At 63.5% G+C, this 20,484-nt stretch carries 15 protein-coding genes; 8 read left to right on the top strand and 7 right to left on the bottom strand.

Annotation, left to right across the window (positions count from 1 at the left end):
• Nucleotides 1-9: 9 nt before the first annotated feature.
• Together OXR00_RS04895 and OXR00_RS04890 are read right to left on the bottom strand one after the other, a co-directional pair.
• On the bottom strand, nt 10-1,653 hold the full coding sequence (locus OXR00_RS04895) for a lipopolysaccharide biosynthesis protein (RefSeq protein ID WP_267386922.1): 1,644 nt from the start codon (nt 1,651-1,653) through the stop codon (nt 10-12).
• 60 nt (nt 1,654-1,713) lie between these two features.
• Nucleotides 1,714-3,021, bottom strand: a complete 1,308-nt coding sequence (locus OXR00_RS04890) for a phospholipid carrier-dependent glycosyltransferase (protein ID WP_346731979.1) — start codon at nt 3,019-3,021, stop codon at nt 1,714-1,716.
• A gap of 79 nt (nt 3,022-3,100) precedes the next feature.
• Between OXR00_RS04890 and OXR00_RS04885 the strand changes: the two genes are divergently transcribed.
• Genes OXR00_RS04885 through OXR00_RS04860 form a run of 6 tightly spaced genes read left to right on the top strand, consistent with a single transcriptional unit; the run spans nt 3,101 to nt 6,636 of the window.
• On the top strand, nt 3,101-4,309 hold the full coding sequence (locus tag OXR00_RS04885) for an aminotransferase class I/II-fold pyridoxal phosphate-dependent enzyme (RefSeq protein ID WP_267386921.1): 1,209 nt from the start codon (nt 3,101-3,103) through the stop codon (nt 4,307-4,309).
• 11 nt (nt 4,310-4,320) lie between these two features.
• A complete protein-coding gene (apaG, locus tag OXR00_RS04880; protein WP_242146755.1) occupies nt 4,321-4,719 on the top strand; it encodes a Co2+/Mg2+ efflux protein ApaG in 399 nt (132 codons plus the stop codon).
• A 16-nt stretch (nt 4,720-4,735) separates the two neighbouring features.
• On the top strand, nt 4,736-5,527 hold the full coding sequence (locus OXR00_RS04875; RefSeq protein ID WP_267386920.1) for a LysR family transcriptional regulator: 792 nt from the start codon (nt 4,736-4,738) through the stop codon (nt 5,525-5,527).
• Nucleotides 5,524-6,051 (top strand): GNAT family N-acetyltransferase, encoded by a 528-nt coding sequence (locus tag OXR00_RS04870; protein ID WP_267386919.1) that lies wholly within the window; start codon nt 5,524-5,526, stop codon nt 6,049-6,051. Before OXR00_RS04875 ends, OXR00_RS04870 begins: the two co-directional genes overlap by 4 nt.
• Nucleotides 6,048-6,308, top strand: coding sequence for a hypothetical protein (locus OXR00_RS04865; protein WP_242146749.1), 261 nt, complete (start codon nt 6,048-6,050; stop codon nt 6,306-6,308). Before OXR00_RS04870 ends, OXR00_RS04865 begins: the two co-directional genes overlap by 4 nt.
• Nucleotides 6,301-6,636, top strand: a complete 336-nt coding sequence (locus OXR00_RS04860) for a hypothetical protein (RefSeq protein ID WP_242146747.1) — start codon at nt 6,301-6,303, stop codon at nt 6,634-6,636. The genes OXR00_RS04865 and OXR00_RS04860 overlap by 8 nt, the downstream gene beginning before the upstream one ends.
• A gap of 42 nt (nt 6,637-6,678) precedes the next feature.
• Here OXR00_RS04860 and OXR00_RS04855 read toward each other — a convergent pair whose 3' ends face one another.
• The 3 genes from OXR00_RS04855 to parE all read right to left on the bottom strand — a co-directional run bounded on the left by OXR00_RS04855 (nt 6,679) and on the right by parE (nt 9,781).
• Entirely contained in the window at nt 6,679-7,047 is a 369-nt protein-coding gene (locus OXR00_RS04855) for a hypothetical protein (RefSeq protein WP_267386918.1), read from the bottom strand.
• Nucleotides 7,016-7,633, bottom strand: a complete 618-nt coding sequence (locus OXR00_RS04850) for a division/cell wall cluster transcriptional repressor MraZ (protein WP_267386917.1) — start codon at nt 7,631-7,633, stop codon at nt 7,016-7,018. The genes OXR00_RS04855 and OXR00_RS04850 overlap by 32 nt, the downstream gene beginning before the upstream one ends.
• Before the next feature lie 162 nt (nt 7,634-7,795).
• A complete protein-coding gene (parE, locus tag OXR00_RS04845; protein WP_267386916.1) occupies nt 7,796-9,781 on the bottom strand; it encodes a DNA topoisomerase IV subunit B in 1,986 nt (661 codons plus the stop codon).
• Nucleotides 9,782-10,052: 271 nt separating this feature from the next.
• Between parE and epsC the strand changes: the two genes are divergently transcribed.
• On the top strand, nt 10,053-10,733 hold the full coding sequence (gene epsC / locus OXR00_RS04840) for a serine O-acetyltransferase EpsC (protein WP_267386914.1): 681 nt from the start codon (nt 10,053-10,055) through the stop codon (nt 10,731-10,733).
• Nucleotides 10,733-11,086 (top strand): DUF2794 domain-containing protein, encoded by a 354-nt coding sequence (locus OXR00_RS04835; protein ID WP_267386913.1) that lies wholly within the window; start codon nt 10,733-10,735, stop codon nt 11,084-11,086. Before epsC ends, OXR00_RS04835 begins: the two co-directional genes overlap by 1 nt.
• A 534-nt stretch (nt 11,087-11,620) precedes the next feature.
• Here OXR00_RS04835 and rpoC read toward each other — a convergent pair.
• Together rpoC and rpoB are read right to left on the bottom strand one after the other, a co-directional pair.
• Nucleotides 11,621-15,907, bottom strand: coding sequence for a DNA-directed RNA polymerase subunit beta' (rpoC, locus tag OXR00_RS04830; protein WP_267386912.1), 4,287 nt, complete (start codon nt 15,905-15,907; stop codon nt 11,621-11,623).
• Between the two features lie 204 nt (nt 15,908-16,111).
• A complete protein-coding gene (gene rpoB, locus OXR00_RS04825; protein ID WP_267386910.1) occupies nt 16,112-20,293 on the bottom strand; it encodes a DNA-directed RNA polymerase subunit beta in 4,182 nt (1,393 codons plus the stop codon).
• Between the last annotated feature and the right edge of the window lie 191 nt (nt 20,294-20,484).

Raw genomic sequence — 20,484 nt, 5'->3', positions numbered from 1 at the left:
GCGATCACGCTACGCTTCTCTTTTCGCGCTGAAGCGACCAAGCTTTGTATGCAAGGCCAGGGCGATCTTCATACCAACATCCCCAAGGATCCATTGCGACTTCACAGCGGCCAGGGCGACCCCGACGAGCGCGATTGATATGCCCGAGGCGGCGAGGGGAACGAAGCCATGGAGCGCATTGTGGTGACACAGGTCGAGAACGCCGCCTGTGACGAGTGCGACGATAGCGGCGACTTTCAATCCGGCGAGATGCGCTGAGAAGAACGTCGGGAGATCAACATCGACCGACCGGAAAGCGAAGCCCGTGATGATGAAAAACGACAGGACTAGCACGAGACTGACAGTAGCCGACATCGCGATCAGGCCAAAGGGGATCGCTATGCTGCACCCGATCACGGTACCCGCAGCATAGATGATCTGAGATATGAACAACCCTCTCAAGTTGCCGGTCGCTCTCAGGAGTGAACTGCTCGTCCGCGTCGAAAATCTCGCGAATATGCCGAGCGATAGCGCCGCGAAGATCGGTGTCGCGGCGCTCCACTTAGGCCCGTAGAAGAACAAAATCAGATCCGGCCCAACCAAGGCAATCACCACCGAGATTGGCAGCCCGATCAGCGCCGCGAGCGCGGTGGCCTCGAGATAGGCCTTGCGCAGTCGCTCGGGCTGGCCTTGCAGGCTGGCCATCGCCGGGAAGACGACCTGATCGGCAATTTTAGAATACAACGTGGTCGGGAAACTCATCAGCTTGAACGCGCGTGAGTAGAGGCCCGTCGAAACCGCATCGGTTGCGCGTGCGACGATAGCCGTGTCACCGTTGAGCGCGATGAAGTTCACGATGTTGATCCCGGTGAACCCCGCGCTGCTTGAAAAAATGCGGCGCAAGCCTCGGCCCGACAGCAACAGCGAAAATGGGATTCGCGCGATCGCGTAAATGCCGCTCGCACGCAGCGCCTCCTCGATCAACGAGCCGTAGACGAGCGACCAGTAGCCATAGCCGTGCCATGCGAAGATCGCCGAGAACAGCCCGTAGCCAAACGTTCGCGCGCCCAACTGTACGAGCCGCACCTCCTTGACGTGCAGGTCGCGCGTCAACTTCGCTTCGGACACCAGCGATATCCCGCGCAGCAGGAAAACACCGCCCAATACCTTCAGCACGTCGCTGAGTTCAGGCATGTGGAAGATCGTCGCCACCAAAGTCGAGCCGCACCATGTCGCCACCGCACAGCACAGCGAAAGATACAGCGATACGGTAAGTCCGGTGCGCAGATCGTCGCGGGTCAGATCGGGCATTTGGATGATGGTGGGCGCGACACCGACCTCGGAGAATACGTTGACCAGCCCCATGAACAACATCGCCGCCGCCACGATGCCGAATTGCGCCGGCGACAGCAGGCGGGCAAGCAGCGCCGTGATTGCCAGCTCGATGACCATTGATGCGCCGTGCAGAGCGGCAGTCCATGTGGCACCGCGCGCCACCTTTTGCCGAAGTTGGTTCATGTAACCCTCTGATCGTGCATGGATGGCACCGGCTGATCTATCGTTAACGTCTATGCCGGCACGATATAACTGGGGACGTGATATTCGCACGTCCCCTGCCACCACCTTGTGTGTTTCACAGGTTGTAACGCGTTTACTTTCGCGGTTCCAGCGCATCACTGCTGCGTTACAGCGGAAATGCGGGTTGTTACTTCCGTTCTGGATGTAACTCGGCGATCAGGGCCAGGTTGGCAGCCACATCCAGCGGTGGAAGCTTTGCGCGGTGGCGAGCGGCGCGGCCGAAAGAATGGGATAGAAGAACGCGAACAGCGCCAGCGCCGCCAGAAAGGCGTAATCGTCCCACCGAGCGAACCGCCCTTTGCAGAAGCGTTGCAGCGCGGCGGCGATCGCGACCGGCAGGAAGATGCTCGGCAGATAGTAATAATAGAAGAAGCCGAGCGATTTCGGGATAACAATCCACGGTAGAAACGCTCCCGCCCACAATGCTCCCGCACCGATCAGGCGGAGCGAGCGATCATGCCAGCCGGCATATGCACATGCCGCTACCGCCATCAGTCCCCCCCACAGCACCACCGGGTTGCCGATCATCAGCACACCGCGGTTCGCCCCGTCGACATATTCGTACAAATACCAGATCGGCCGGATCATCAGCGGCCAACTCCACCATTGCGACTGGTAGGGGTGGCGTGGCAGCACCTGGATCTGCTGCGCGTACATGTCCCGTTGGAAGCTCAGCAATCCATTGAGCCGCAGCGGCATATCATGGTAATACAGTGCCGGAGTGAAGGTCGCGAAATAGACGCCGATTGACACCAGCCCCAACGTCAGCAGCGCCGGCACTGCGGCCAGCCCCGGCCAGTGGCGGTGCCCGCGCGCGTTGAGACCCCACCAGACCGATCGGCGGCTGCGGTGTGCGTCGGTCAGTCGGACGATCAGGAACGCGGCACCCGCGTAGCCGACGAACGGCACCGCCGTCCATTTCGCGCCCACCGCAAGGCCGAGCAGCACGCTCCCCAGCAGCCAGCGTGGCCACGCACCCCAAGCCGTCCGCGCCCGCATCGACCAGAGCAGTACCGCTGTCGCCAGCACCACGAATGCCGCCATGAAACCGTCGAGCATGGCGATACGCGCCTGCACGAACACGGTGAAGTTGAGCAGCGCAAACGCTGCCGCGAGCGCGGCAGTCCGCGTGCGCCCGAACGTCAGCCACGCGATCCAGAACACGCCCAACACGGTCGTCGTGCCCGCCAAGGTCGAGAATGCACGCCAACCGAGTGGCCCATCCCCGAACAGCGCGATCCCGGCGGCGATGATCTCCTTGCCGACCAGCGGGTGCTCGGTATTGGCGGGCATCGCCAGCGTCAGCAGTTTGCGCGCGGCGGGGACGTAATGCACCTCGTCGAACATGATCTTGCCCGGCGTGGTGAGCCGGTAGCTGAACAACGCCTGCGCCACCACACCGATCAGCACAGCGACTCGGCCCGGATGGGACAGGAAAGCGCGAGGCTGCGGTTCGGTCATCATGCAAAGCTATCCGGTGTTAACGAGCAGGTTTCAAGCGGGGCATTGACGGGGAGGGACCGCGGGCGGCAAAGCGTGGCCCATGAAACGTCGTACCGGCCAGGACCAGAGCATCACCCGCCAGTGGCGCCCCGCCACGCAAGCCATACGTGGTGGCACCGCACGCAGCGAATTCGGCGAAACGTCGGAGGCGATCTTCCTCACCTCGGGCTACAGCTATGATTGCGCGGGCGACGCCGCCGCGCGCTTCGCGGGCGAGCAGGTCGGCATGACCTATTCGCGGCTCCAGAACCCGACCGTGGAGATGCTGGAGAACCGCATCGCATTGCTCGAAGGCGCCGAGGCGTGCCGGACGATGACGACCGGCATGGCGGCGATGACCGCCGTGCTGCTCTGCCAGTTGCAGCAGGGCGACCATATGGTCGGCGGGCGCGCCGCGTTCGGATCGTGCCGCTGGTTGACAGATGCGCTGCTGCCCAAGTTTGGCATCGAGACGACGGTGGTCGACGCGCGCGATCCACAGGCGTGGGCCGACGCGATCCGCCCCAATACCAAGGTGTTCTTCTTCGAGACGCCCGCCAACCCAACGATGGACGTGGTTGATCTGAAGGCCGTGTGCGACATCGCGCGCACGCACGGCATCACCAGCGTGGTCGACAACGCCTTCGCCACGCCAGCCTTGCAGCGGCCGATGGAGTGGGGCGCGGACGTCACCGCCTATTCTGCCACCAAGATGATGGACGGGCAGGGGCGCGTGCTGGCGGGTGCGGTGTGCGGCACATCGGCGTTCATCAACGACGTGCTGCTGCCGTTCACGCGCAACACCGGGCCGACGCTCAGTGCCTTCAATGCGTGGGTGGTGCTGAAAGGGCTTGAGACGCTCGACCTGCGCATCCGTCGGCAGAGCGAGAACAGCCTCAAGGTTGGCGCGTTTCTAGAGGCGCGTGTACCGCGAATCCTTCATCCGGGCCTCGCCAGCCACCCGCAGCACGATCTCGCGATGCGGCAGATGGACGCGTGCGGACCGATCTTCGCGTTTGAGGTCGATGGTGGGCGTGCGCAGGCACACGGGCTGCTCGACGCGCTCGAACTCGTCGACATCTCGAACAACATCGGCGACTCCCGCTCGCTGATGACGCATCCCGCCTCCACCACCCACTACGGTGTCGCCGAGGAAAAGCGGATCGAGATGGGCGTGACTGACAATCTGCTGCGCCTCAACGTCGGTCTCGAAGATCCGCAGGACGTGATCGACGATCTGGACCAGGCACTGACGAAGGTCGGGCTGTGACAAGTGACGCGATGAAGTCGCTGTTCCCGCACGTCGCGGAGACGGACGGCGTGGTGGTGCGCGTGTCGGTCAGCTATTTGCCCGAACAGTCCGAGCCGGCGCGTGGGCGCTGGTTCTGGGCCTATCACATCCGCATCGAGAACGACGGCGCACAGGCGATCCAGCTGCTTACCCGCCACTGGGTCATCACCGATGGTCGCGGCGCGCGCCACTCGGTCGAGGGGGAAGGGGTGATCGGCGAACAACCCACGATCGCGCCGGGCGGCAGCTACGACTATGTGTCGGGTTGCCCGCTCGCTACGCCCACCGGCGCGATGCAGGGGCATTACCATGTCGTCGGTGCGGATGGCGCCGGGTTTGACGCGGCGATTCCGCGCTTCGCGCTGCTCGCCCCGGCGGTCGGCGCGTGATCGCCGCCACCGCGCGATGAAGCGCACGCACCTTCCGCTCAACGGCCTGCGCGTGCTCGATGCCGCCGCGCGGCACCTGTCGTTCACGCGCGCCGCCGACGAACTGGCGGTGACACCGGCGGCGGTCGGCCAGCAGATCCGCGCGCTGGAGGACACGCTCGGCGTCGTGCTGTTCCGCCGCACCACGCGTGGGCTGGAACTGACGCCGGAGGGCGAGGCAGGCCTTGAGGCATTGCGCACCGGTTTTCTCCAGTTCGAGGAAGCGGTACGCGCGATGCAGGCGGGGCAAACCTCCAAGTCGCTCACCATCGCCGCGCCGCGCGACCTGACCGAGAAGTGGCTGATGCCGCGCCTCGCCGAGATCGCGCGCGGCGACGGCGAGTTGCGCTTCGTGTTGATCTCCGCCGACGAGACGATCGATTTTACCGAAGCCAATCTCGATCTCGCGATTCGCTGGGGCGATGGGCCGGGCGAGCATGAGGGTGAGGCGATTGAATCGGACGGTATGGTGACGATCGAACGCCCCGGCGGCGGCGTCGATACGCGCATCTCCTGGCCGGGATGCCAGAACGACGATGCGGTATCGCTCGTGCGCGTGGGGGACGCGGGGCTGGCGATCGACGCGGCGGCGGAGGGGCTTGGCCGCGCGACCGTGCCGGAACTGCTCGCCGCCGCGGACATCGCCGCTGGCCGCGTGGTGGTCACGGGCGGGCCGAACCCGTTCGCCAAGGGATACTGGCTGATTGCGCCGTTACCGCAGTGGCGCCAGAAGAAAGTTCGTGCGCTGGTCGCGGCGCTGACCGCGTGAACGGTACGCTCGCCAGCGCCCGGCTCATGTTGCGGCCGCAGCGGATCGACGATGCCGAGGCGCTCCATGCAGCCTATGGCGACGTCGATCTCATGCGCTATTGGTCTCACGCGCCGCACGCCGATGTGGCGGAGACGCGCGCGTACCTATCCGAGCGGGTCGGCAAGGGAGACTGGCGGACGTGGTCCGTGACGCTAGCCAGTGATGATACCGCGGTTGGTCTGGTCGCGGCGGGGACGAAGCGGCCAGGTGTGATAGAGATCGGCTACCTGCTTGCCCGTGCGTATTGGGGGCATGGCTATGCACGCGAGGCGGTGTCGCGCGTGCTCGATCAGCTGTTTCGTGAGGAAGGTGCGCGTCGCGTGTTCGCGGACACCGATCCTGAAAATGACGGCTCCAACCGGCTGCTCAAGGCGCTCGGCTTTACGCTTGAGGGACATCTGCGCGCCGATTGGGAAACCCATATCGGCGTGCGTGACACGCATCTATGGGGCTTGCTCGCGTCGGAATGGTCGACACGATGACACCGCCCGACCTGACCGACCCCGCCGCGCGGTCCGCATACCAACGCGAACTGCGCGCAATCGCACGGCCGATACGCCTGATGGGTGTGGCGCTGTTGGTCGGTGGCGCGTTACTCGCCGCTCTCCAGCGTACGCGCTTCCCGGCGATCCCGACGGTGCTGCCGTTGGGATTCGTGGCGCTCGGCGCGCTGCACATGCTGGCCGGTATGGCGGTGCGCCTGAAATACCATCAGCGACGGATGAAGGGCGATGGCTAAGGCAGATCGCCTCGAACGGATCGACCTGCGGCGCGCAGACCTCGAGGTGGAATATCACGCCGCGCTCGTCGCCGCGCTGCGCACCACGGCGAGCGGGGTATGGGGTCTGTTCGATCATCAGCAGGATCGGCGCACCCGTGCCAAGCTCGCGCCAGTGGTCGATGCGCTGATCGAGACCGGGGATGCCATCGCCGCCTTGCGGGAACACCTCGGCATGGAGCCGTTCGCGCTGCACCGTGAATTCCTCGCCTCGCGCGGGCCGGTTGCTTCGAGCGCGGTGGGCGAGCCGAAGCAGGCGCAGGCGTGGCTCGCACGCCTGGGCGTATAGCGCTGCGTCGATCCGGTTAGCCTCGCCGGATCGCCTGACGCGTCACGCCGCCAGAGCCTGCGGTTGATATAACGATTCACCTTTACGGCCACGGCCGACGTTGATCTGCACGCTGACGTTCCAGTTCGGCTTGGGCTGCGACACGCGGATCACGCGGCCGGCAGCGTCGCGGGTGCGTCTGGCATGACGGTCCGAGCCGCGCAGCCCGTCGACCATACGCCACAGCAGCACCGAAACGCCGATCCGGACGGCACTGGCAACCAACGCGACCGCATTAGTTGCCGCCTTCACCTGCATGACCAGCCAAGGCTTTTTGTTGAACAATTCAAGGTCGGTCACACCCCAGTCGACGCGAAACCCCTCCGGCACAGGCTTCCACTTAGCGCCGTCCGACGCCGTCGATCGGATCATGTCGTGGCTGCAACGCGCGCAGCGGCTGAACTGGAAGCCCTGGTTGGTCACCGACGCAGGCGCCGCGACGTGACCCGACATATTGCAAAGAAACTTCATGGCTGGCTCCCTGTTGATTCTGTGTGTTGAGAAGATCGAGATGAAGATTGGCGAGCTGCTGAAGATCGCGCGCGCCGTGATTGAGGACATAGTCGAGATCCCAAACCTCGAAGCAGTGACCCATCCCGATGAGCAGGATGTGGCGAGCCGCACCGCGCCGCTCGTCGAGCCACTCGGGGATTTGCAGCCGTCCCTCGCCGTCAACGCGCGCTGAGGCGGCGAAACCGAAGTGTCTGCGCAGCCGGTCGAGCGGGTCGGTCGCATCGGTCAGACTGCCGATGACGGTATCGCATGCGAAGCGCTCGAGCCGTTCGTTCAGCACCACGCTGTCGAACACGACGAGGCAATTAAGCTGATCGTGCAGACCGACATGCACCTCATCGCGCGCACCGCGTGCGGTCACGGTGCCAAGAAACGGCTCGGGCAGCTTGACGATGCCGCCGCTGCCGACCGCACAGATCGCACTCCCTACAAACAGTCGACTCACGTTCGGTCTCCCCGGCTGTTGAGCAAGGTTTAACCGTGGTTAACGAGTCGTTGGAAGATTGTAGGATTACCCTAGGGCCATCGCCGATAAGGGTATCCCCTGACAGTAAAAGCCTGCTAAGTCTTTACCGGTATTCGACTTTGGTAGAATATAGGATGTCGCTCAAGCATCGAGCTCCGCAACATCCATCCGAGCTGCATTCTCCTGAATGAACGCGAAGCGGTGCGCCGGGTTGGTGCCCATCAGCCGATCGACCAAGTCTTTAACGCCAGCCCGTTCCTCATATTCCTGTGGTAGCGTGATGCGGAGCATCTGCCGCGTTGCGGGGTCCATCGTCGTCTCACGCAACTGCATCGGGTTCATTTCGCCAAGCCCCTTGAAGCGTGCGACATCAACCTTCTTGTTCTTGAACGGCCCTTTCTCAATACGCGCGCGATCCGCATCGTCCATCGCGTACAGGCTCTTGGTACCGGCGGTGAGGCGGTAAAGCGGCGGTTGCGCGAGGAACAGATGCCCGCGCCGGACCAGATCCGGCATCTCCTGGAAAAAGAAGGTCATCAGCAAGGTCGCAATGTGCGCGCCATCGACATCGGCGTCCGTCATGATGACGATCCGCTCGTAGCGCAGATGATCCGTGTTGCAGTCCTTGCGCGTTCCGCAGCCGAGCGCCTGGATGAGATCGGCAATCTCCTGATTGGCGAGGATCTTGGCCGAGGTGGCCGACGCGACGTTCAAGATCTTGCCGCGGATCGGCAGGATCGCCTGCGTCTTGCGGTCACGCGCCTGCTTGGCCGAGCCGCCCGCCGAATCGCCTTCGACGATGAACAGTTCGGTACCTTCGGGGCTGTCTGCGGCGCAGTCGGTCAGCTTGCCGGGCAGGCGCAGTTTTCGCGCGCTGGTGGCGGTCTTTCGCTTGACCTCGCGTTCGGCCTTGCGCCGCAGGCGATCGTCCATCCGGTCGAGGATATAGCCGAGCAGCGCCTTGCCGCGCTCCATATTGTCGCTGAGGAAGTGGTCGACATGGTCCCGCACCGCGCGTTCGACCAGCGCCGCCGCCTCGGCGCTGGTAAGCCGGTCCTTCGTCTGGCTCTGGAACTGCGGATCACGGATGAACACCGACAGCATCAGCTCGCTGCCGGTCATCACGTCCTCGGGCGCGATGTCCTTCGCCTTCTTCTGCCCGACGAGATCGGCGAACGCGCGGATACCCTTTACCAGCGCCGCACGCAGGCCCTGTTCGTGCGTGCCGCCATCGGGCGTGGGGATGGTGTTGCAATACCAGCTATAGCTGCCGTCGCTCCACAGCGGCCACGCCACCGCCCATTCGACCCGACCCTGCTCGTTCGGGAAGTCCTGCCGCCCGGTGAAGAAGTCGGCAGTGGCGCACTCGCGACCGCCGATCTGCTCGCGCAGGTGATCGGCCAGCCCACCGGGGAACTGGAAAACCGCCTCGGCCGGCGTATCGTCGGCAAGGAGCTCGGGCGCGCAGTGCCAGCGCACCTCGACGCCTGCGAACAGATACGCCTTGGATCGCACCAGCTTGTAGAGCCGCGCTGGCTTGAACAGCATCTCCGGCCCGAAGATCTCGGTGTCGGGCGTGAACGCAACCGAGGTGCCACGCCGATTCGGCGTCGGCCCCAGCGCCTCCAAAGGTCCGAGCGTCACGCCGCACGAAAAACGCTGGCGATAAAGCGTCTTGTTACGCGCGACTTCAATAACCGTGTCTGACGACAGCGCGTTGACCACGCTGATGCCGACGCCGTGCAGGCCGCCGGCTGTCTGATATGCCTTGCCTTCGAACTTGCCGCCGGAATGCAGCGTCGACAGGATTACCTCCAACGCCGACTTGCCGGGAAATTTCGGATGCGGATCGACCGGAATGCCGCGTCCGTTGTCGACGACGGTCAGACGGTTGCCTGCTTCCAGCACGACCTCGATGCGGGTGGCGAAACCTGCGACCGCTTCGTCCATCGCATTGTCGATCACCTCCGCGGCGAGGTGGTGGAGCGCGCGTTCGTCGGTGCCGCCGATGTACATGCCCGGCCGGCGGCGCACCGGCTCCAACCCTTCGAGCACCTCGATCGAGGAAGCGTCATACTCATGGCCACCCGGCTTGGGTTGGGCGGCGAACAGATCTTCGTCGGACATAGGAAACGGAATAGCGCACGCTGTGCGTGCCGGCTAGAGCGCGCCAGAACAAAACGGGAGCGCGGCTACTGCGCCGGCGCCTGCCAGACCGATCAGGCGCGAGAAAGTCGGGCATCGCTTGGTCCGTACGTTAAGATGATGCGCCGGAAAGGCCCGATATCATTTTCCCGTGGCAACGACCGGTTTTACAAGAGTCAGTCGCTACGCATCGGTTCTTTTATTCGTCGGTGCCAAGTCTTAGATAACCCGGAAGGACAAGGGGACGCGTTTAATGTTGCAGCGCTTGGTCGCTTATCTCGACTCGATCAAGGCGCGTGACCCCGCGCCGCGCTCACGTGTCGAGATTCTCACCTATCCTGGTGTGTGGGCGCTGGCGTGGCATCGCGTCGCGCACAGGCTGTTTACGGCACGGCTGTTCTTCCTCGCGCGGCTGGTGAACCATTTCTCGCGAATGACGACCGCGATCGACATCCATCCCGGCGCCACGATCGGCCGCCATCTGTTCATCGATCACGGTTTTACCGTCATCGGCGAGACAGCGGAGATCGGCGACAACGTCACCATTTATCAGTGCGTCACGCTAGGCGGCACCGCGCCGGATAATGGCATCGCGGGCAAGCGCCATCCGACCCTGTGCGATAATTCGATCATCGGCTCGGGCGCGCAGGTGCTGGGGCCGATCACGGTTGGTTCCGGCGCACGCGTCGGTGCGAATGCGGTGGTTACGCGCGACGTGCCCGATGGCGCGGTGATGGTCGGCATCCCCGCCCGGCCAACGATGATTGAGGGCGGACAGTCCAAGCCGAGCTTCCTTGCCTATGGCACGCCGTGCAGCGAAGTATTCGATCCGCAGACGCAGAAAATCGAACTCCTGCGCTGCGAGCTCGAAACGATGCGCAAACGTCTCGACACGCTTCTCGCCGAGCAACAGGACCTGCGCAACCGGGCCTGATGGGTACGGTAACGCCTTTTCCGGTGCCGCAAGGCGGCCGTGCAGGTCCTACACAGGTCGCGTTCGATCGGCCTGAACTTTCGCGTATTCTCGATCTCTACGGGCGGATGGTCGCGGCGGGCCATTGGCGAGACTATGCGATGGATCTTGGCAGTGAAGCGGCGGTGTTCTCCTGCTTCCGCCGCGCGGCCGAACGACCGGAGTTTCGCATCGAAAAACGTCCGGCGCTGCGAAACCGGCAGGGTATGTGGGCGCTGATTGGCGAACAGGGCGCCGTATTGAAACGCGGTCACGAGCTTGGTCCGGTCCTCGCGCCGGTAGAGCGACGGCTTATGAAGCTCGTCGAGGAGTAGCTTATACCGGCGAGGCCTGGCGTCATTCGCGGCCAGTGCCGTCGTCCTCAACAAGCGCGGCGAACACCACCCCTGTTGGCGCCTTACGGCAGACGGCATTTCTGCCAGACAGTCTATTCTCGACCGGGCGCAAGCTGAGGCGCCTGGTGTTCCGCACGCCGCTCCCGCTCGCGACCGGTTTCTCCAAATCCGCATGCAGTGCATCGGCAGCATGTCTGACGGGCAGGGGCGGGAGCATCGCGCGTGGAGACTGCCGAGATCGGCCGCAGTAAGCTGGGCGGGCGCTAGGGCTTAACGGACGGTTGCTCTGCGGACGATCACGGATGCATCGCTCGTCCACCTTTCCGTAACGCCGCGAAGATGCGACGCGAAAGGGATCTGCCGCGAGCTAACGGCGTATTCTCCAACGCCGCGCGGTATGCAGCGTTCCATCACACGACGAGAAACCTCGGCTGGCAACAACGCTGTGCAATGAAAAACCGCCGCCCGGGTATCCCCGGACGGCGGCTTTCGTCTCTCGATCAGGCGCGCCGATCAGCTCTCCAGGTAATCACCCGCATCGGCATCGGTGCCGGTGCCCGACGTCTCGACATCCGCCAGCGCATCGCGCGTACCACCGGCATCACGCGGGCTGCGTGCCAGTTCGGCAGCATGCTCTTCGGCGGCAGAGTTCGGCGCAACGAACGCCACCTCGGCCATCCGTCGCATCGATACGCGCTGTGCCGCATCGCGCGAGGAGGCCGCGACCCGCAGGCGGTTGATGCCCGCGCCGGTGCCTGCCGGGATCAGCCGGCCGACGATAACGTTCTCCTTCAAGCCGATGAGCGTGTCCTGCTTGCCCTGGACGGCCGCCTCGGTGAGGACGCGGGTGGTCTCCTGGAACGACGCCGCCGAGATGAAGCTGCGGGTCTGCAGCGACGCCTTGGTGATGCCGAGCAGAACAGGCTTGCCCTGTGCGCGGACCTGGCCCTTGTCGAGCTTGTCGTTGATCGCGTCCATCTCGTCACGATCGACCTGCTCGCCGGCGAGCAGCGTGGTGTCGCCGCCCTCGGTGATCTCGACCTTCTGCAGCATCTGACGAACGATCGTCTCGATGTGCTTGTCGTTGATCTTCACGCCCTGCAGACGATAGACCTCCTGGATTTCCGCGACGAGATATTCCGCCAGCGGCTCGATGCCGAGCACCTCCAGAATGTCGTGCGGATCGGGGCTGCCGCCGATCAGGTTGTCGCCACGCTTGACGTAGTCGCCTTCCTGAACGTCGATCACCTTCGACTTGGGCACCAGATACTCGACGACCTCGCCGCCATCCTCGGGCTGAATGCCGATCTTGCGCTTCGCCTTATAGTCCTTGCCGAACACCACGCGGCCCGAGACCTTGGCGATGATGGCATTTTCCTTCGGCTTGCGTGCCTCGAACAGCTCGGCCACGCGCGGCAGACCGCCCGTGATGTCGCGGGTCTTGGCACTCTCGCGGCTGACACGCGCCAGAACGTCGCCGCCCTGAACCGTCGCACCATCCTCGACCGAGAGCGTAGCGCCCGGCACCAGCATGTAACGGCCAGCCTCTTCCGCGCTTTCGCCGGTGAGGGTGAGGCGCGGGCGGAGATCTTCCTTCGCCTTGCTGGTCGCACGATACTCGATAACGACCCGCTGCGAGATGCCGGTCGCTTCGTCGGCCTGCTCCGTAAGCGTCTTGCCCTCGATCAGATCGACATACTTCACGATACCGGGGTTTTCCGTAATCACCGGCATGGTGAACGGGTCCCATTCGGCAAGACGATCGCCCTTCGACACGATCGCACCATCGTCGTGCAGCACGTACGAACCGTACGGCAGACGATCGACCGACCGCTCGCGACCGTCCATGTCGACGATCGCGACTTCGCCTGAACGCGACAGAACGACACGACGGCCGCGCTGATCGGTGATGATGCGCAGGTCACGATATTCGAGCGTACCGTCCGTCGCCGCTTCGAGGTTCGACTGCTCGTTGAGCTGCGCCGCGCCGCCGATGTGGAACGTCCGCATCGTCAGCTGCGTGCCCGGCTCACCGATCGACTGCGCCGCGATGACGCCAACCGCCTCGCCGATGTTCACCGGCGTACCGCGGGCGAGATCGCGCCCGTAGCACTTGCCACAGACACCGATCTTGGTCTCGCAGACCAGCGGCGAACGGATCTTGCACGATTGCGTGCCGATCGCCTCGATCCGCGCCACCATCGGCTCGTCGAGCAGCGTGCCGAGCGGGATCACCACCTCGCCGGTCTTGCTGTCGATGATGTCCTCGGCCGTGGTGCGGCCCAGGATACGCTCGCCGAGCGATGCGATGGTCGAACCACCCTGGACGATCGCGCGCATTTCCAGCGCCCGTTCGGTACCACAATCCTCTTCGATGATGACGCAATCCTGCGACACATCGACGAGGCGGCGGGTCAGGTAACCCGAGTTCGCGGTCTTCAACGCCGTATCCGCAAGACCCTTACGGGCGCCGTGGGTGGAGTTGAAATATTCGAGGACGGTCAGGCCTTCCTTGAAGTTCGAGATGATCGGCGTTTCGATGATCTCACCCGACGGCTTGGCCATCAGCCCGCGCATACCGGCAAGCTGCTTGATCTGCGCCTGCGAGCCACGCGCACCGGAGTGCGCCATCATGTAGATCGAGTTGATCGGCTTCTCGCGACCCTTGTTCGGGCCATCCTCGTACTTCTTGACCGCCTTGATCTCGTTCATCATCGAGTTGGCGACCTGGTCACCGCAGCGCGACCACGCGTCGATAACCTTGTTGTACTTCTCCTGCTGCGTGATCAGGCCGTCCTGATACTGCTGCTCGAAGTCCTTCACCTGCTCGCGCGTCTCGTCGACCAGCTTGTCCTTGTCCGGCGCGATGATCATGTCGTCCTTGCCGAACGAAATGCCTGCCTTGAACGCATGGCGGAAGCCGAGGCTCATGATCGCGTCGGCGAACAGCACCGTGTCCTTCTGGCCGGTGTGACGATACACCTCGTCGATCACGTCGCCGACGTCCTTCTTGGTGAGAAGGCGGTTGACGGTGTCGAACGGCACCTTGGACGACTTCGGCAGGCACTCGCCGAGCAGCATGCGACCGGGGGTGGTCTCATAGCGCTTGAGGTACGGCTCGCCATTCTCGTCGGTCTGCGGCACGCGGCTGATGATCTTGGTGTGGAGCGTCACCGCGCCGGCCTCGATCGCCTGATGCACTTCCTGCATGTCCGAGATCAGCATGCCCTCGCCGGGCTCGCCTTCCTTCAACATCGACAGATAATACAGGCCCAGCACCATGTCCTGCGACGGCACGATGATCGGCTTGCCGTTGGCGGGGCTGAGGATGTTGTTGGTCGACATCATCAGCACGCGCGCTTCGAGCTGTGCCTCGAGGCTCAGCGGGACGTGCACGGCCATCTGATCGCCGTCGAAATCGGCGTTGAACGCGGAGCAGACCAGCGGGTGAAGCTGGATCGCCTTGCCCTCGATCAGCACCGGCTCGAACGCCTGGATGCCGAGACGGTGGAGCGTCGGTGCGCGGTTGAGCATCACCGGATGCTCGCGGATCACCTCGTCAAGGATGTCCCAGACTTCCTTGCGCTCCTTTTCGACCCACTTCTTTGCCTGCTTGAGGGTCATCGACAGACCCTTGGCGTCGAGGCGCGCGTAGATGAACGGCTTGAACAGCTCGAGCGCCATCTTCTTCGGCAGGCCGCACTGATGCAGCTTCAGCTCAGGCCCGGTCACGATCACCGAACGACCCGAATAGTCGACGCGCTTGCCGAGCAGGTTCTGGCGGAAGCGGCCCTGCTTGCCCTTGAGCATGTCGGACAGCGACTTGAGCGGACGCTTGTTGGCGCCCGTGATCGTGCGACCACGACGACCGTTATCGAACAGCGCGTCGACCGCTTCCTGCAACATGCGCTTTTCGTTGCGGACGATGATGTCCGGCGCGCGCAGTTCCATCAGCCGCTTGAGGCGGTTGTTGCGGTTGATCACGCGGCGATACAGATCGTTGAGATCCGAGGTCGCGAAGCGGCCACCGTCGAGCGGCACGAGCGGACGCAGCTCCGGCGGGATGACCGGCACGACCTCGAGGATCATCCACTCCGGGCGGTTGCCCGAATCGATGAAGCTCTCGACGACCTTCAAGCGCTTGATGATCTTCTTCGGCTTCAGCTCGGATTTGGTGACCGCGAGCTCTTCGAGCAGATCCTTGCGCTCGCCCTCGAGATCGAGGCTTTCGAGCATGATGCGCACTGCCTCGGCGCCGATGCCGGCCGAGAATGCGTCCTCGCCATATTCATCCTGCGCGTCGAGCAGCTCGTCTTCGGTGAGCAGCTGATACTTCTCGAGCGGGGTCAGGCCCGGCTCGATCACGATATACGCCTCGAAATACAGCACACGCTCAAGCTGCTTGAGCTGCATGTCGAGCAGCAGGCCGATGCGCGACGGCAGCGACTTCAGGAACCAGATGTGCGCGACCGGTGCTGCCAGTTCGATATGGCCCATCCGCTCGCGGCGGACCTTCGAGACCGTGACTTCGACACCGCACTTCTCGCAGACGATGCCCTTGTACTTCATGCGCTTGTACTTGCCGCACAGGCACTCGTAATCCTTGATCGGACCGAAGATGCGCGCGCAGAACAGGCCGTCACGCTCTGGCTTGAACGTGCGATAGTTAATGGTCTCGGGCTTCTTGATCTCGCCGAACGACCACGAGCGGATGCGGTCCGGGGACGCGATGCCGATCTGGATCTGGTCGAAGGTTTCCGGCTTTACGACCGGATTGGCGAAGTTGGTCAGTTCGTTCATTCTCTATTCCTCACTTGGAGGGGAAAATCAGCGGCGTCAGAGTTGTAACTCAAGCGCCAAGCTCGAAGGGAGCAGGCGACACCAAGCAAGATCAGGATAGCGCCCAGGGGAACGCGTCCTGCGCCGGAACCATAAGCGAGCGTGATCCCTGCGATGAGCAGGTTCACGCCGCCTAAAACGGCAAACTTGCTTGATGCCTCCATATCACTCCGCCGCGATCGCGACGCCGTCGGTGTCGAACTCTTCGACCGTCTTCAGCTCGACATTCAGGCCCAGCGAGCGCATTTCCTTGACGAGCACGTTGAAGCTCTCCGGAATGCCGGCCTCGAACGTGTCGTCACCCTTGACGATCGCCTCGTAGACCTTGGTGCGGCCGACCACGTCGTCCGACTTCACCGTCAGCATTTCCTGCAAGGTATACGCCGCGCCGTAGGCCTGGAGTGCCCAGACCTCCATCTCGCCGAAGCGCTGTCCACCGAACTGCGCCTTACCACCCAGCGGCTGCTGGGTGACGAGGCTGTACGGTCCGATCGACCGGGCGTGGATCTTGTCGTCGACAAGGTGATGCAGCTTGAGCATGTAGATGATGCCCACCGTCACCTTGCGATCGAACATGTCACCCGTGCGACCATCGAACAGGTCGGACTGGCCCGACGTGTCGAGACCCGCCAGCGTCAGCATGTCAGAAACGTCCGCCTCGCGAGCACCGTCGAACACGGGGGTGCCCATCGGCACACCGGTCTTCAGGTTCTCGGCCAGTTCGATGATCTGGTCGGCGGAGCGGCCCTTGATGTCGTCGACGTAATGCTCGCCGTACACCTCGAGCAGACGGGTCTTCACCGCGTCCGGCATCGCGCCACCTTCGGCCTCGGGGTTGGCTTCACGCCAATCCTCCAGCGCGCGGTGGACCTGCTGGCCGAGATTGCGCGCCGCCCAGCCGAGATGCGTTTCGAAGATCTGCCCGACGTTCATGCGCGACGGCACGCCCAGCGGGTTGAGCACGAGATCGACCGGCGTACCGTCGGCGAGGAACGGCATGTCCTCCGCCGGCAGGATGCGCGAGATGACGCCCTTGTTGCCGTGACGGCCGGCCATCTTGTCGCCCGGCTGCAGCTTGCGCTTCACCGCGACGAACACCTTGACCATCTTGAGTACGCCCGGCGGCAGCTCGTCACCACGCTCCAGCTTCTCGCGACGATCGTCGAACTTCTCGCGGATCAGCTTGGCGGCCTCGTCATACTGGCCCTTCACCGCTTCGAGGTTCGCCTGAACCGCGTCGTCCGCAACCGCGAACTTCCACCATTCGTGACGATCGACCGAGTCGAGCACGTCCTGATCGATCACGACACCCTTCTTGGGGCCGTTCTTCGGCACCGCGGTAGCGGTCTGGCCGATCAGCATCTCGCGCAGTCGTGACCAGGTCGCGCGGTTGAGGATGGTGCGCTCGTCGTCCGAGTCCTTCTTCAGGCGCTCGATCTCCTCGCGCTCGATCGCCATCGCGCGCTCGTCCTTGTCGATGCCGTGGCGGTTGAACACCCGCACCTCGACAACCGTGCCGGCAACGCCCGGCGGCAGACGCAGCGACGTGTCGCGCACGTCCGACGCCTTTTCACCGAAGATCGCGCGGAGCAGCTTCTCTTCCGGCGTCATCGGGCTTTCGCCCTTCGGCGTGATCTTGCCGGCGAGGATATCGCCCGGCTCGACCTCGGCGCCGATGTACACGATGCCAGCCTCGTCGAGATTGCGGAGCGCTTCCTCGCCGACGTTGGGGATATCGCGCGTGATGTCTTCCGGCCCGAGCTTGGTGTCGCGCGCCATGACCTCGAACTCCTCGATGTGGATCGAGGTGAAGACGTCATCCTTCACGATACGCTCGGAAATGAGGATCGAATCCTCATAGTTGTAGCCGTTCCAGGGCATGAACGCGACGAGAGCGTTGCGGCCCAGCGCCAGCTCGCCGAACTCGGTCGACGGGCCATCGGCGATCACGTCGCCGACGTTGATCACGTCGCCCACCTTCACCAGCGGGCGCTGGTTGATGCAGGTGTTCTGGTTCGAACGCTGGAACTTCATCAGCGTGTAGATGTCGACACCCGACTGGCCGGCCTCGACTTCACCGGTCGCGCGAATGACGATACGGGTCGCATCGACCTGATCGACGATGCCCGAACGCTTGGCGGCGATCGCCGCGCCGGAATCGCGCGCGACGGTTTCTTCCATGCCGGTGCCGACGAACGGCGCTTCCGCCTTCACCAGCGGCACGGCCTGACGCTGCATGTTCGAACCCATCAGCGCGCGGTTGGCGTCATCGTTTTCCAGGAACGGAATGAGCGATGCGGCGACCGAGACGAGCTGCTTGGGGCTGACGTCCATCAGCGTGATGTTCGACGGCAACGCCATCAGGAACTCGCCCGCCTGACGCGACGAGACCAATTCCTCGGTGAACTTGTCGTCTGCGTCCAGTTCGGCGTTGGCCTGCGCGATCGTGTGCTTGGCCTCTTCCATCGCCGACAGGTACACGACCTCGTCGGTGACGCGGTGGTCGATGACCTTGCGGTATGGCGTCTCGATGAAGCCGTACTTGTTGACGCGGCTGAACGAGGCGAGGCTGTTGATGAGGCCGATGTTCGGGCCTTCCGGCGTTTCGATCGGGCAGATGCGGCCATAGTGGGTCGGGTGAACGTCGCGGACTTCGAAGCCGGCGCGCTCACGCGTCAGACCGCCTGGTCCAAGTGCCGAAACACGACGCTTGTGCGTCACTTCCGACAGCGGATTGGTCTGATCCATGAACTGCGACAGCTGCGAGGAGCCGAAGAACTCACGCACCGCAGCGACGGCGGGCTTGGCGTTGATGAGGTCGTTCGGCATCACCGTCGACACGTCGACCGACGACATACGCTCCTTCACGGCGCGCTCCATGCGGAGCAAGCCTACGCGGTACTGGTTCTCGAGCAACTCGCCGACCGAGCGCACGCGACGGTTGCCGAGGTTGTCGATATCGTCAATCTCGCCCTTGCCGTCCTTCAGGCCGACCAGCGTCTTCACGACCTCGAGGATGTCCTCGGTGCGCAGCGTGGTTACGGTATCCTCGACGTCGAGGTCGAGGCGCATGTTGAGCTTCACACGACCGACCGCCGACAGATCGTAGCGATCCGGATCGAAGAACAGGCCAGAGAACAGCGATTCTGCCGTCTCGAGCGTCGGCGGTTCGCCAGGGCGCATGACGCGGTAGATGTCGGACAGCGCCTGCTCGCGCTCCTCGGCCTTGTCGGCCTTGAGCGTGTTGCGGATCCACGGGCCGGTCGCGACGTGATCGATATCGAGCAGCTCTATGCGGTCGATGCCGGCCTTGTCGAGCAGTTCGAGGTTCTCGGCCGACACTTCGTCGCCCGCCTCGATATAGATCTGGCCGGTGGTCTCGTTGATGAGATCATAGGCCGAATAGCGCCCGAAGATCTCCTCGGTCGGGATCAGCAGGTCGGTCAGACCGTCTTTGCCGGCCTTGTTGGCGGCGCGGGGGCTGATCTTCTGGCCGCTGGCGAACACGACTTCGCCGGTCTTGGCGTCGACGATGTCGAACATCGGCTTCTGGCCCCGCCAGTTCTCGGCCTGATAGGGGACGATCCAGCCGCCCTGACCGCGCACGAACGTGACGCGGTTATAGAAATAGTTGAGGATTTCTTCGGAGTTGAGGCCGAGCGCGTACAGCAGTGCCGTGACCGGCAGCTTGCGCTTGCGGTCGATGCGGACGTTGACGATGTCCTTGGCGTCGAACTCGAAATCGAGCCACGAACCGCGATACGGGATCACGCGCGCCGCGAACAGATACTTGCCCGAGGCGTGCGTCTTACCGCGATCGTGATCGAACAGCACGCCCGGCGAGCGGTGCATCTGCGAGACGATCACGCGCTCGGTACCGTTGATGATGAAGGTGCCGTTGCCCGTCATCAGGGGCATGTCGCCCATGTAGACGTCCTGCTCCTTAATATCGAGCACAGAGCGTGCCTCGGTATCGGCGTCCACCTCGAACACGATCAGGCGGAGGGTAACGCGCATCGGCGCCGCATAGGTGATGCCGCGCTGGCGGCACTCATCGGTGTCGAACTTCGGCGGTTCGAGTTCGTAGTTGACGAAGTCGAGCTCGGCGGTGCCGGCGAAATCGCGGATCGGGAACACCGAACGCAGCGTCTTTTCCAGACCGGACACATAGCCGATCGACGGGTCGGAGCGCAGGAACTGTTCGTAGCTCTCGCGCTGCACCTCGATCAGGTTCGGCATCTGCACGACTTCGTGGATGTTGCCGAACACCTTGCGGATACGGCGCTTCGCGGTGCCTTCGCTCCCGCGCTGCTTTACAGCGCCGCCGTCGATCGGGTTGGTTGCCATGTGTGTTAGCCCTCACGTCAAAATTTCGTGCCCGGATCGCCCGGGCGGGCACGCCGAAAGACGCAAAAAGCCGCTTGTCCTCCGGTTCGGGAAAACAGCAGCTTCTCGGCGTCCTCGTTGAACCACGACTTTCTATTCGATCGACATGCTGCGCGACGGCATGTCATTTCCCGAAAGCTGTGGCGAAGTCA

The sequence above is a fragment of the Sphingomonas sp. GC_Shp_3 genome (genome assembly GCF_026540945.1).
In the GTDB taxonomy this organism is placed as follows: Bacteria; Pseudomonadota; Alphaproteobacteria; order Sphingomonadales; family Sphingomonadaceae; genus Sphingomonas.
The sequence above is the reverse complement of the archived record's forward strand: the minus strand, read 5'-3'. Positions and strand labels throughout refer to the sequence as shown.